The organism is Acinetobacter suaedae (assembly GCF_008630915.1).
GTDB classification, from domain to species: Bacteria; Pseudomonadota; Gammaproteobacteria; order Pseudomonadales; family Moraxellaceae; genus Acinetobacter; species Acinetobacter suaedae.
In genome coordinates, this window is sequence record NZ_CP043909.1 from 2,462,758 (window position 1) to 2,475,561 (window position 12,804).

At 38.9% G+C, this 12,804-nt stretch carries 13 protein-coding genes; 9 read left to right on the forward strand and 4 right to left on the reverse strand.

The window, feature by feature from the left end; genetic code table 11:
* Nucleotides 1–214 precede the first annotated feature (214 nt).
* The 6 genes from F2A31_RS11360 to F2A31_RS11385 all read left to right on the forward strand — a co-directional run bounded on the left by F2A31_RS11360 (nt 215) and on the right by F2A31_RS11385 (nt 4,556).
* Nucleotides 215–1,147 carry an acyltransferase gene (locus F2A31_RS11360; RefSeq protein ID WP_150026471.1) on the forward strand — a complete coding sequence of 311 codons (933 nt, stop codon included), beginning with the start codon at nt 215–217 and terminating at the stop codon, nt 1,145–1,147.
* 3 nt (nt 1,148–1,150) lie between these two features.
* Complete coding sequence (locus tag F2A31_RS11365) at nt 1,151–2,209, forward strand: preprotein translocase subunit SecA (protein ID WP_150026472.1); 1,059 nt, start codon at nt 1,151–1,153, stop codon at nt 2,207–2,209.
* Between the two features lie 105 nt (nt 2,210–2,314).
* Complete coding sequence (gene minC / locus F2A31_RS11370) at nt 2,315–3,034, forward strand: septum site-determining protein MinC (RefSeq protein ID WP_150026473.1); 720 nt, start codon at nt 2,315–2,317, stop codon at nt 3,032–3,034.
* A gap of 59 nt (nt 3,035–3,093) precedes the next feature.
* The gene (gene minD, locus F2A31_RS11375; RefSeq protein ID WP_150026474.1) at nt 3,094–3,906 is read left to right on the forward strand and encodes a septum site-determining protein MinD; all 813 of its coding nucleotides are present in this window, start codon (nt 3,094–3,096) and stop codon (nt 3,904–3,906) included.
* Between the two features lie 2 nt (nt 3,907–3,908).
* The gene (gene minE, locus F2A31_RS11380) at nt 3,909–4,181 is read left to right on the forward strand and encodes a cell division topological specificity factor MinE (RefSeq protein WP_150026475.1); all 273 of its coding nucleotides are present in this window, start codon (nt 3,909–3,911) and stop codon (nt 4,179–4,181) included.
* Nucleotides 4,182–4,268: 87 nt separating this feature from the next.
* Nucleotides 4,269–4,556, forward strand: coding sequence for a PA4642 family protein (locus tag F2A31_RS11385; RefSeq protein ID WP_150026476.1), 288 nt, complete (start codon nt 4,269–4,271; stop codon nt 4,554–4,556).
* 41 nt (nt 4,557–4,597) lie between these two features.
* On the opposite strand, the gene rhtC is transcribed toward F2A31_RS11385, so the two are convergent.
* Together rhtC and F2A31_RS11395 are read right to left on the reverse strand one after the other, a co-directional pair.
* The gene (gene rhtC / locus F2A31_RS11390) at nt 4,598–5,215 is read right to left on the reverse strand and encodes a threonine export protein RhtC (protein ID WP_150026477.1); all 618 of its coding nucleotides are present in this window, start codon (nt 5,213–5,215) and stop codon (nt 4,598–4,600) included.
* Nucleotides 5,216–5,353: 138 nt separating this feature from the next.
* Nucleotides 5,354–8,449 carry a DNA translocase FtsK gene (locus F2A31_RS11395; RefSeq protein WP_150026478.1) on the reverse strand — a complete coding sequence of 1,032 codons (3,096 nt, stop codon included), beginning with the start codon at nt 8,447–8,449 and terminating at the stop codon, nt 5,354–5,356.
* 302 nt (nt 8,450–8,751) lie between these two features.
* Between F2A31_RS11395 and trxB the strand changes: the two genes are divergently transcribed.
* The 3 genes from trxB to F2A31_RS11410 all read left to right on the forward strand — a co-directional run bounded on the left by trxB (nt 8,752) and on the right by F2A31_RS11410 (nt 11,371).
* Nucleotides 8,752–9,702: a thioredoxin-disulfide reductase gene (gene trxB, locus F2A31_RS11400; protein WP_150026479.1), complete on the forward strand. Its 951-nt coding sequence runs from the start codon at nt 8,752–8,754 to the stop codon at nt 9,700–9,702.
* 93 nt (nt 9,703–9,795) lie between these two features.
* Nucleotides 9,796–10,527 carry a leucyl/phenylalanyl-tRNA--protein transferase gene (aat, locus tag F2A31_RS11405; RefSeq protein ID WP_150026480.1) on the forward strand — a complete coding sequence of 244 codons (732 nt, stop codon included), beginning with the start codon at nt 9,796–9,798 and terminating at the stop codon, nt 10,525–10,527.
* 28 nt (nt 10,528–10,555) lie between these two features.
* Nucleotides 10,556–11,371, forward strand: coding sequence for an arginyltransferase (locus F2A31_RS11410; RefSeq protein WP_150026481.1), 816 nt, complete (start codon nt 10,556–10,558; stop codon nt 11,369–11,371).
* On the opposite strand, the gene rimI is transcribed toward F2A31_RS11410, so the two are convergent.
* Together rimI and F2A31_RS11420 are read right to left on the reverse strand one after the other, a co-directional pair.
* Complete coding sequence (rimI, locus tag F2A31_RS11415) at nt 11,357–11,818, reverse strand: ribosomal protein S18-alanine N-acetyltransferase (RefSeq protein WP_215899254.1); 462 nt, start codon at nt 11,816–11,818, stop codon at nt 11,357–11,359. The genes F2A31_RS11410 and rimI overlap by 15 nt on opposite strands.
* A gap of 92 nt (nt 11,819–11,910) precedes the next feature.
* On the reverse strand, nt 11,911–12,795 hold the full coding sequence (locus F2A31_RS11420; RefSeq protein WP_150026482.1) for a metal-dependent hydrolase: 885 nt from the start codon (nt 12,793–12,795) through the stop codon (nt 11,911–11,913).
* Nucleotides 12,796–12,804 lie beyond the last annotated feature (9 nt).

Below are 12,804 nucleotides of genomic sequence, written 5' to 3' on the forward strand. Positions count from 1 at the left end.
GTTTAAAGCCTAACAAATTGCTGCCATACAATTGTATAACTTCTGATGCATTGATATTTCAATCGTTCACACATTTTTCTATGCTTCATATATCTAATGCTCAACACAAGAGATAAAAATTATCAGTTCGTCAAATATACGGTTGTATTTCAATTTCTGTTGTTTATAGTTGGAACATCTCATTTTAAAAACAGCTGCACTCAAGGTTCGATTTATGTCTACCGCAAATAAAAAAGCATCCTTTTTGCAAAAAATTGGTAAGGGATTAACTGTTGGCTCAGTCATCACAGGAAGCACTTTCTTACATGGTCCACCTGTACTTGCTTTAGGTTTGACAAAATTGTTTAAGAAGTCAGCAAAAGTCGATGAAACCAATATCCAAATTACCAATAGCTGGTTAGGTGTAAATAATTGGTTAATTGACAATGTATTACCTGATTTACATTGGGATATCAGTATAGATGAAAACCTAGACCTTAATTTACAAGGACGTTACTTGATGGTTTGTAATCATCAAAGCTGGGTTGATACAACAGTGAATCAATATTTTGGTTTAACTCGTATGCCCCTAACACGCTTCTTCACAAAATGGGAACTCATTTTCATTCCTTTCGTTGGTCAAGCTTTTAAAATTCTAGGCTTCCCAATGATGAAACGTCATACCAAAGAGCAAATCGCAAAAAATCCTGAACTAAAATCGAGAGATATGCTCGAAGCACGTAAAGCTTGTGAACAGCTATTAAGTCAGCCTTTTACCCTACTCAACTATTTAGAAGGCACGCGATTTACACCTGAAAAGCACGATAAACAACAATCCAAATATAAAAACCTACTCAAACCTAAAGCTGGTGGTTTGGCACTTGCTTTAAATATCTTAGGTGATCAAATTGATGCATTCGTCGATATGACTATTGTTTATCCAGATGGTGCACCTGAATATAGTGATTTTTGGTTAGGTGATGTTTCCCGTATTGCTGTAGATATTCGTAAAATTGAAATTCCTCAATGGGTAATCGGCGGTGATTACGAAGATGATCCCCAATACCGCGAACGTTTCCAAAAATGGGTTGACCAAATATGGACAGAAAAAGACCAACTCATTAGTGAAATGAAAGCAAAATACTCCGCAGCATCACAGGTTGAGTAAAAGATGGTTCAACAGAATACAAAACCCAAGTCTAAATACCATCGTGTTGATCAAAACAGTTGGGCTTTCCGATTGTTTCTGATCTATGACATCTTTATGGTGTTTATTATTGTGTTTAACTTATTCTGCTTAGGGATGAACCTTTTTTTAATGAGTTCATTAGGAGAATGGTTATTCCAACAAATCCATCTCCTTAATGTCCTTGAGTTCTACCGGACCTATCTACATCCATGGGTGATTACCACCGAAGCTTGGTTTATTATTTTTCTCATCGCTGAGTTAGTGGTTCGTTGGATTGTCGCAATAATATATAAGCACCATGCACGTTGGTGGTGGTTTCCATTTATTCATTTCTATGAAATTTTAGCCATTATCCCCTTCTTACGTTTTTTACGCCTATTTCGTGCAGGGATTATTGCCTATCGCTTATATGAAATGGGTTATCAAGTGATTCCAGAAAAAATCCAACGGACACTTTTATTCTATTATCGTGTCGTAATGGAAGAACTGTCTGATCGCGTGGTCATTACAGTCTTAGATGGTTTGAAACATGAACTAAAAACCAATAGTAGCCATCAAAAAACGATTCATGATCTAGTGGATCATCATCGGCAACTCTTTGTCATCACACTGTCCTCATTATTACAAGAATCATTAGCAACGGCACTCCAACAGCAGCAACCCTTAATCACGAAGAAAGTCGGTGAAATTGTGAATCAAGCCATTGAGGACACACCTGAATTAACACAGCTATTACGACTTATCCCAATCGTCGGTGGACGGATTGAGCAACAGATTCAAAGTATCGGACAGCGTTTAGGAGAAAATATCAGTGCAGGTTTAATCGAACCTTTTACCGCAGGCACGCCGCAACAACCTAATGAAAATTTTCAACTAATCGCAGAAAAAGTCAGTGAGATCAATATTGACAATCAATATTTAGAAGAACTTGTGAAATCAGTGGTGTTTGAAAGTATTGATGCGATACAAAAACAAGTTCGAGTAAAACAATGGCAAGAAATGCTCTCCGAAAATGATCAATTGCACAAAAAAGCGGAATGATTACAAGAAAATTTACCAATCACGCTAGAGAATTGATGTAATTTGTTCTAGCATTTGCTTTTATTTATAACACACTAGAGTGCTTAAAGCCCTGAAGGATACATTATGGCTGATATACGGATTACGGGCAGAATGGTGAATTTTAGTCGATTGGTATTCGACACAAATGACCACAATGCGATCCGACAGCAATTAACAAGCACATTAAATGAAGGTTCCTATTTAGGAACTTTAGTCATTATAGACAGTACCGTCGAGCAAGAGTTAATCGCTCTGATTCAGCTCTTGATTGATCTTGGTTTGCAACCAATGGCTGTAATTGATGGTATTTTAGGTGACGAAGCGCGTGCAATCCAATTCCCTGTTTTACCTGCAGACCAACCTTTGCAACGGATCAAAGCATCAAAAGAGCAAGTCATTGCACATGAAGCCAAAGATCAAGCCAATAGTTCTGCAATACAAACACCACAAAAAAATACAGCGAGTACGCATATCACCTCTTATCATGATGAGATTTTGCGTACTGGACAATGTTTAGTACAAGATCAAGGCGATATTATCTTAAATGCGGGTATGAACAGTGGCTCGGAAGTCATTGCATCTGGAAATATTCACATTTATGGCAATGCTCGTGGTAGAGTCATTGCAGGTGCAGGCGGACATACATCAGCACGCATTTTTTGCAATTCACTTGAAGCAGAGCTAGTCTCTATTGCTGGAACCTATTGTGTAGCTGATGACATACCGAAAGATATGATTCAAAAGCCAGTACATATTTATTTAAATAACAAGCAAGAACTTGAATTTGAAGCCTTGCAGTTTTAATTTATAAACACCAAAAAAGCCCTTTCAGGGGTGTATGACCATAAATAGGAGTGGATTCGGTGGCCAAAATTGTTGTCGTAACGTCAGGCAAAGGTGGTGTAGGTAAAACTACAACAAGTGCATCTTTTGCAACAGGTTTAGCCCTACGTGGTCATAAAACTGTTGTAATTGATTTCGATGTAGGTCTACGTAATCTTGATTTGATCATGGGCTGCGAACGCCGCGTAGTTTATGATTTTGTGAATGTCATCAATAATGAAGCACGCTTACAACAAGCACTTATACGTGATAAAGAAATTGAGAATTTATATATCTTACCTGCATCACAAACTCGTGACAAAGATGCCTTAAGTGATGAAGGCGTAGCACGTGTAATCGATGAACTCTCTCAAGAATTTGATTACATCATCTGTGATTCACCAGCGGGTATTGAGCGTGGCGCAATTTTAGCGATGTATCACGCTGATGAAGCAATCATCGTAACAAACCCAGAGATTTCATCTGTTCGTGACTCTGACCGTATTATTGGTATGCTTGATAGTAAGACCAAAAAGGTAGAGCAAAATGAAGGCCGTATTCGCAAACATCTATGTATCACTCGTTTCAATCCCGAACGTGCTGATCGACAAGAAATGTTAACGATAGATGATATTTCTAAAGATATCTTACGTGTACCAACTTTAGGGGTAATTCCGGAGTGCCCAAGCGTGCTACAAGCATCAAATGAAGGTAAACCGGTTATTCTTTACTCAGACACTAAAGCTGGGCAAGCGTATGATGATTTAGTGGCACGTTTTCTTGGTGAAGAACGTCCATATCGACACATTGTGGTACAGCCAAAAGGTTGGTTAGCTAGACTATTTGGAGCGTAATGATGGCAGGATTCTGGAGTAAACTATTTAGCAGTGAAGAAAAACCATCAAGTGCACAAACTGCCAAAGATCGTTTGAAGGTGATCGTTGCATCTGAACAAGGTTTAGGTCGCCGTTTAAGCCAAGACAAAATCGACCAAATGAAAAAAGAAATCATGCAAGTCGTTAGTCGTTATGTGCGCGGTGTGGACGAACAACATATCCAAATGCAAGTCCGTTCAGAAGCAAATATCGAAATGTTAGAAATGAATATCAATTTACCTGAAGATCGATAGAAGTTTTTTCATTAGCGATTTTTTTCAAATAAAGGCAAAATACCCTTCGGTTTTTGCCTTTATTATTTTAAAACTGAGGAGATTGATATGGCATTATCACAGCCAGCAACTTTCAACGAAGAATGGTCAGATGAGCGTGTTTTTGCCTACCTTAACCAACTTCCTCCAACAGGTGTAAATGCTGACTTTCATGTGCTTTATCATGCATTCAAACATATGCGTCCACATGATTATGAGCGTTTAATTACTCAGTTTCTAGCTGATGGCCGTGATTTAAATGCGACCAACCCTGAAGGACAACGCATTCATGACGTGATTGCACAATTTCCTCGCCAAAAAGATGGATTTCTAGAAGTTTTAGCAAAATTCGCTTAAAAAAAATGCCTGCGTAATGCAGGCATTTTTTTTTAATAGAATTATCGACTTCCAATCAAATATACACCCAATAAGGTGAAAATTCCGCCTGAAACACCGTCGATCCATTTTGCAAAGTTTTGATACGCGGTACGAAATGCCGGTAATGAAAAAACAAAAGCCACCAACATGAACCACAAAGCTGTCTCAATTGAAACAATGATAAAAAGTAGAGAATGATGTTGATCGAATAAAGGATTGGTTAAAAATAAAGAAAATACACTACCAAAATAAATAATGGCTTTAGGGTTTGAAAGATTAGTCAACAAACCCTTCATAAAGAACAGATAAGGTGATTGCGGTAAGGTAATCGGATTTACGGCTTGATTACTTTTTGAAAAAGCAGAACGCAACATTTGATACCCAAGCCAACACAAATAGAGGCCACCTGCAATCAAAAGACCTTGTTTTAACCAAGCCATCTTTTCAAAAATGATATTAAGCCCCATCAGTGCTAGCAGTGACCATAGCATTGCTCCCATGCAAATACCTAAGACAACTAACACCGCTTCTTTTCGAGAGCGACTAATTGCAGTTTGTGAAACCAAAAAGAAATCTGGTCCAGGCGTAATTAATGCACAAAAATGAATAAAAATTAGTGTACTTAATGCAACTAACACAGCTCACCTCAAAGTTGAGATTTGAAAGGCCAAGCTTAAATAAAAAATGTGATTTTTACCATATAAAAATAAATAAATATAAAAAAGAAAGCCTCAAAACTAAGGCTTTCTTAGTGGATTATTATCGTTAAAATAAAATCATACTAAAATATCTCGCTTCCCGTTTGCACCCATCGCGCTGACAATACCATTCTCTTCCATTTGATCAATGATTCGTGCAGCACGGTTATACCCCAAGCTAAATTTACGCTGTAGAGACGATGTAGAAGCTTTACGGGTTTCAAGCACAAAAGCAACACACTGATCATAGAGCGCATCTCGGTTTGGATCACTATCCCCATCTTCAAAACCACGAGAACTTGGTTCTTCATCAAATGGCGTTAAGATTTCATCAACATAGTCTGGCTCGCCACGCTCACGCCATGCATCACAAATACGGTTTACTTCATCATCACTAATAAATGCCCCATGAACACGTTCAGGCTCAATTTTACCAGGTCCCAAGAACAGCATATCACCGTGCCCAAGCAAGTCTTCAGCCCCACCCGCATCCAAAATCGTACGTGAATCAATTTTACTGTTCACACGTAAGGCAACACGCGTAGGAATATTCGCCTTAATCAAACCCGTAATCACGTCTACAGATGGTCGCTGAGTCGCAAGCAGTAAATGAATCCCTGCTGCACGAGATTTTTGTGCAAGACGGGTAATCATTTCTTCAGCCTTTTTACCAACCTGCATAATCATATCTGCAAATTCATCGGCAACAATTACAATTGATGGTAATGGTGTTAAACGTGGAGCACGTTCTTGGGTAGCCGAATCACTTGGCTTCCAAGTCGGATCAATCAAATCCTCACCATTGGCAATCGCTTCTTCAACCTTACGGTTATAGTCACTCAATTTACGAATTTTTAAGAACGACATCAACTTATAACGACGTTCCATTTCATTTACACACCAATTCAATGCACTGACGGCATCTTTCATGTCGGTTACAACAGGCGTTAATAAGTGTGGAATGTCGTTGTAGTTGGCTAATTCAAGCTGTTTTGGGTCGATAAGAATCAAGCGCAGTTGGTCTGGTGTATATTTCAATAACATCGATAAAATCATCGAGTTAACTGCAACGGATTTACCAGAACCTGTGGTTCCTGCAACCAACATATGTGGTGCTTTTGCTAAATCAGTCAGTACCGGATTTCCTGAAATGTCTTTACCCATCGCCATACTTATCAAAGCATTTGGATCACGATAAGCCGGTGTTTCCAAAAGTTCAATCAAACGAACCATTTCACGCGTACTATTTGGTACTTCAATTCCGATATACGGTTTACCTGGGATAACTTCAACCACACGGACCGATGCCATCGACATAGAACGAGCCAAATCTCGAGAAATATTGGTAACTTTAGATGCCTTAACACCTGGTGCAAGGTCAAGTTCAAAACGTGTAACGACAGGACCTGGTTGTGCCTCAACCACCTGAGCTTTGACATTAAATTCTTGTAATTTAATCTCTAAAAGTTCTGATAATCGGGCCAACTGTTCAGCAGTAAAATTCACTTTTTTATTTGGATCAACATCATCCAGTAACTCTAACCCTGGTAAAGTCGGCAAATCACGTCGTTTCTGTGCCACTTGCATCGCACGTGACATTGGACGACCAAAGGCATCTGTTAATGGCGCATCGAGATCAAAGTCATCATCCATATCGACATCTAAATCAGACTCAGTTTTACCCGCAGTTTCCTGCCAAGCTTCAATAAATGCTTCTTTAGATAATGCCTCTTTCGGTTTATTCACATCGATCGGTGCTTTTACAAATGCAGATGATTGAGCATAATTTGTAGGTTGAGAGATGATTTTCTCATTTTCGTCATCGACAAGAAGGTCATTAAAATCATCAAAATCCTCTGCCATAGCAGCATGTTTGTCATCTTGGATTGTATTTTGCACACGAGAATTATGTGATGGTACAACGTTTGTCTTCTCTGACTCAGTAATCAACGCATTGATTTCACGATCGAATGCTGCCTCTTCAATATGAGAGGTCACATTGGATGGCATTTCTTGTTGCTGTGTAAATGGCGTATGCGCATCTGATGCTGTTTTACTATTCGGCACAGCAGCAAGTAACTCATCAAAAATTTGATCATCATTCCAATCCAATCCGTCATGATGGTTTTGTTGAGTCACCTGTCTTGTTTGTGGTTGTGATGGGAGCTCTTTAGAAGGATTCATATCATCTTCTGCAGCTCTGAGAAGTGCATCAATTTCTTGCTTATGATTGGCATCATCACTTTGCAATGCACGCCACACTTCACCTGTTTGAACTAAACGCTGACTCTCTGTTTCCAATTGATGTGCACGTTGCAATGTTTGCTCAAAATCATCATGTTTTTGTATTTCTTTAGATTGAGTATTATCTCGTAACTCTTTTGCTGCAACATCTGCAAATAATCTTTCAGCAAGTTGCTGGTGATGACGATCATCCGTTTTGATTGATTTTTCGACAACAATATCTTCATCAGGATTTAAATTTGTTTGATCTACGTCTAATTCAATTGAATCAACTGAACTGGCTGCTTGCTTATTTTCTTTAGTATTATCAACTGCAACCAACTGTTCAGTACGATCATAAGCTGATTCATTTTGAGGTACATTTCGGTAAAATAAATCCTGTAAATACACAGGAGTATTTTTCAAGACGCTCCAAGTTTTATCCCATTGGATTCCAAAAGCCAATGTTAATAGCAATACACTAAAAGCAAATAAAAAAATGGTCGCCCCATAGATGGTCAAAATTTGCGACAAACTTTGCCCTAACTCATAACCAATAATACCTCCAGCGGCATTATCTAAGGTGTCAGCTGGTGTATTCCAATGTAAATACAAAAGGCTAGATATCGACAGAATTAAGAAAAACTGTGCTGCGTAACGAAATGGGCGATTCAAAAAGCTTCTTGGCCACCAGACTTGGATCGCTTCTATAAACAGAAACAATGGAAGTAACAAACTTGCCCAGCCTAAAAAGCCAAAGAGCAAATCTGCGATCCAAGCACCTGCTACACCACTCGCATTTGAAACATGTTGGGTATCACTCGATATATGCATCCAGCCCGGATCAAATGGTGTATAAGTTACTGTGGCAAGAAATAAATAAATGCCAAAAGAAATCAAAAATAATGTCATTAAAAAGCGTTGTGCATAAACACTTGACACCGCAGTCATATACAGTCCTGTAACCCAATTCGTTATTTGTTGGTATATTACTTAAGGCCTTAGCGACCCTAATCAATAAGTCTAATATTATGCACTCGTTCTTACAAAAAAGATGCACGATTATTTACTGTTGTTGTTAACATCGGGAGCTATTCACATTTCCGACACGTATTTTTGCAATAATTTGTTCGTCAGGAATGATATAGCCTAATTCGATTAAGTTAATCAATATTATCCTGATGGATTTAACCCACTCGTCTTTGGTTTCACGTATAATTTTAGCAGTTTCAATATAAAAAGGATGTTCTTTAATGAGCGCTCGACATTCACGGTTAATTATTTTGGGCTCTGGTCCTGCAGGTTATAGTGCAGCTGTTTATGCGGCACGTGCTAACCTAAAACCAACCCTGATTGCTGGTTTGCAGCTTGGTGGTCAACTTACAACGACCACTGAAGTTGATAACTGGCCAGGTGACCCTGAAGGATTAACAGGCCCTGTATTAATGGAACGTATGCAAGCCCATGCTGAACGTTTTGGTACAGAGATTGTCTATGATCATATTAATGAAGTGGATCTAAAAACTCGCCCATTCGTTTTAAAAGGCGATATGGAAGAATACACTTGCGATGCGCTAATTATTGCAACAGGTGCAACTGCACAATATTTAGGTCTTGAGTCTGAAGCTGCCTTTATGGGGCAAGGTGTCAGTGCTTGTGCGACATGTGATGGTTTCTTCTATAAAAACCAAAATGTGATGGTTGTCGGTGGTGGTAACACCGCTGTTGAAGAGGCACTTTATCTTTCAAATATCGCTGCACATGTGACTCTTGTACACCGTCGCGATACTTTACGTTCTGAAAAGATCTTACAGGATCACCTATTTGCCAAAGAAAAAGAAGGCAAAATCAGCATTATTTGGAACCATCAAGTCGATGAAGTACTTGGCGATAATACAGGTGTCACTTCAGTTCGTATCAAATCGACTCAAGATGCAACAACTCAAGATATCCAAGTTCAGGGTCTGTTTGTAGCGATCGGACATAAACCAAATACAGATATGTTTGCTGGCCAACTCAACTTACGCGATGGTTATATTCAAGTACATAGTGGTACAGCAGGCAATGCAACAGCGGCTTCTGTAGAAGGTGTTTTTGCCGCAGGTGATGTAGCTGATAGTATTTATCGTCAAGCGATCACCTCAGCTGGTTCTGGGTGTATGGCTGCATTGGATGCAGAAAAATATTTAGACAATTTGAACTAATCATATTGTTCAATCCACGTTGACAATCTAAGCGATTGTCAACGTTGCTCCATTCAGATAGTTTAAGCATGTCATTATTTACTTAATTGAATCATGCAACCACTTCCCCCATCCGAGTTTATCTTTCCAAACCCTATTGAAGCTGATCCTGATGGCCAAGGCCTAATCTGTATTGGTGCTGACCTCTCCCCTGCTACTTTGTTTGAAGCTTATACACATGGCTTATTTCCTTGGTTTAATGAGGACGAACCCATTTGTTGGTGGAGTCCAGAACCTCGTTGCATCATTGAGCCACAGACATATAAACCGAGTAAATCGCTCATTCGCAATATGAAAAAGCATGATTATCAAATTACCATTAATCATGCTTTTGAAGATGTTATTCGCTCGTGCTCATTGCCACGAAGTTATGCTGACGAGACATGGATTAGCGAAGATATTATTCAAGGTTATTGTGCATTATTCACTGCAGGTTATGCCTATAGTGTTGAAGTTTGGCAGCAAGAGCAACTTGTTGGTGGTTTATATGGTGTGAGCATTGGCAAAGGTTGCTTTGGCGAGTCCATGTTTAGCACTCAAACAGATGTTTCTAAAATGGCTTTTTATACTTTAATGTTGATTGGTCAAGAGAATCAAATACCATGGATAGATTGTCAACTCGTCAATGACCACTTGTTAAGCCTAGGTGCCAGTACAATTTCTCGCCAAGCTTATCTAAAATCGTTACAAGATGTAATTATTGCCCCCTCTATCAATTGGAAAAGTTATCAAGAACGTGTATTTTCAAGTAAAACAATAGCAGTTTTTGCGAAATTAGACGGTTAACGGATGAACACCTTGGAGGGACAGATTCATGAAATCATACCAACCCAAGTCCCTTTTAAATGACTTACAGTACTACATTACTCCACCACACGACTGTAGTTATCTGGATAACAAATCAGCTCGTATGGTATTTTTGGACCCCATTCACCGCATTGATGTGGTGACGTTATCAGAACTTTCACGTGTCGGTTTTCGCCGTAGCGGTGATTTTATTTATCGCCCTGAATGTCATTTATGCCGCCAATGCTTATCTTGTCGCGTACCAATTCAAGAATTTAAAATGAACAGTAGCCAAAAAAAGGCTTGGAAGCGCAATCAAGATTTACAGATGAGCATTTTGCCAACATCTCAGGCCACACAACAGCATTATGATTTATACGAACGTTATATTAACGAAAGGCATGCTGATGGCGACATGTATCCTGCGAGTTTAGATCAATTTGAAAAATTTCTAGTGCACAGCTGCACAGAAAGCTTCTTCATTGAGCTCTGGAAAGATCAAAAATTAATTGGTGTTTCAACCTGTGACTTGATGGATGATGGTTTATCTGCAGTTTATACTTTTTTTGATCCAGATGAACAACGTCGCTCATTGGGTGTATTTGCGATTCTTAAGCAAATCGAATATGTCAAAACGCTGAATCTCGATTACCTCTATCTAGGTTACTGGGTTCCTCATTCATCCAAGATGAATTATAAATCACAATACACACCACTCGAGTTATTACTTGATGGGCAATGGCGTCGACTCAATCGCCCACTTTCTAGCAATGAAATTCAGCAACTAGGAAGTTCTTTAATGAGTACTCTCCCATCAGAATGGAACAATTTAATTATTAAATAACACCGCAAAATCATCAGTGCATGTTTTGACCATAATCACGGCATGCTCTTTTGAACCATCGACATTTGGATAATAGTTTTTACGTAAATCAATTTGATGAAAACCTGACTTTTCATACAAACGAATTGCCGCTGCGTTACTTTCACGCACTTCTAAAAAAATCTGAATCGGATCATTCTTTAAGTGCTGAATAGAATAATCGAGCAACTCGTATCCAAGACCTCTACCCTGCTGACTTGGATGGATCGCCATCAGTAGTAAGTTTGCTTCATCTAACACAGGCTGCAAAATACAGAATCCGACTATCTGGTCAGCCTGTTCATATACAGTACATTGATAAGAAGCTAAAGACTCTTGGAATTGCTGCTTCGACCATGGATGAGTTTGCACTAAACGCTCAATTGTGAAGACGCTTTCTAAATCACTTTCCTGCATCAATCGAATCACGACTTATTACTCTATAAAATACTGATGCAGATTATCAGCAATTTAAGCCAAAATTTGAATAAAAAAATGGGCAATCTAAATTGCCCATCATTTTAGTTCGGATTAAAACCTAATTCCGCACGCCATTTATTTAATAGTTCAGTCGTATCATCATCATTAGGATGGAAATTTGGTCGTAAGAATGCAAGTAATGTTGGTATTTGACGTGTCATAAAGCCTTTATAACCATACATAAACTTCAGCATGTATTTGGTATCACGCCATGTCAACTTACCATCAGTTTTAAGTAATGTCGCTGTAAAATAGGATTGAGTGATAAAGATAAGTCCCATCGCAATGACCAAAGCTAACGAGCGCATAAAATAAGCTTTAACACCTTGACCATACATTGCCTCGTACACATCAAAGGCAACAGCTTTATGTTCATTTTCCTCTACTGCATGCCACATCCAAAGATGATACATCGTTTCGTCTTGGAACATTGCCTGAATATCTGGATTGCTCAACAGTTCTTCCGCAATCGTAGAGGTGAAATGCTCTAAAGCACATGTCCCCGTTAAACCAATCATCTCTTTGGTAAAACCAAATGGTTTCATCACAGTCGAAATAATCGTTGTTGCTGTATGAATGACTTTTCCAGTCTGTGCTTCCAATTTACGCACATCATAACCATACGCTTGTGCAGATGCATTAAAAGCTAAATGCTCTTTAGAGTGCATAGCCTCTTGACCAATAAAAGCACTGATTTCTTTTTGTAATCTAGGATCTGCGAGTTTAGGATCATTTCGAACAGCACGTGTGCTATTTACAAAAAATTGCTCACCCTCTGGGAAAAGTGCGGAAAGGGCGGTCATAAAATGTGTCAATGCCGCATCACCATTTGCCCAATAGCGTGGTACTTCACCAAATTCAAAATCCATTCGACGCACAGGGAAACTTGCACCAGCTCGGTTTGAAATATTGACTTTAGCGTTCATACCGTTCTC

Excerpts from the sequence above, each read along its gene's own strand:
- trxB (WP_150026479.1), top strand. The coding sequence starts at position 8,752 with ATGAGCGCTCGACATTCACGGTTAATTATTTTGGGCTCTGGTCCTGCA.
- F2A31_RS11360 (WP_150026471.1), top strand. The coding sequence starts at position 215 with ATGTCTACCGCAAATAAAAAAGCATCCTTTTTGCAAAAAATTGGTAAG.
- aat (WP_150026480.1), top strand. The coding sequence starts at position 9,796 with ATGCAACCACTTCCCCCATCCGAGTTTATCTTTCCAAACCCTATTGAA.
- F2A31_RS11420 (WP_150026482.1), bottom strand. The coding sequence starts at position 12,795 with ATGAACGCTAAAGTCAATATTTCAAACCGAGCTGGTGCAAGTTTCCCT.
- F2A31_RS11410 (WP_150026481.1), top strand. The coding sequence starts at position 10,556 with ATGAAATCATACCAACCCAAGTCCCTTTTAAATGACTTACAGTACTAC.
- minC (WP_150026473.1), top strand. The coding sequence starts at position 2,315 with ATGGCTGATATACGGATTACGGGCAGAATGGTGAATTTTAGTCGATTG.
- F2A31_RS11395 (WP_150026478.1), bottom strand. The coding sequence starts at position 8,449 with ATGACTGCGGTGTCAAGTGTTTATGCACAACGCTTTTTAATGACATTA.
- minE (WP_150026475.1), top strand. The coding sequence starts at position 3,909 with ATGGCAGGATTCTGGAGTAAACTATTTAGCAGTGAAGAAAAACCATCA.
- F2A31_RS11385 (WP_150026476.1), top strand. The coding sequence starts at position 4,269 with ATGGCATTATCACAGCCAGCAACTTTCAACGAAGAATGGTCAGATGAG.
- F2A31_RS11365 (WP_150026472.1), top strand. The coding sequence starts at position 1,151 with ATGGTTCAACAGAATACAAAACCCAAGTCTAAATACCATCGTGTTGAT.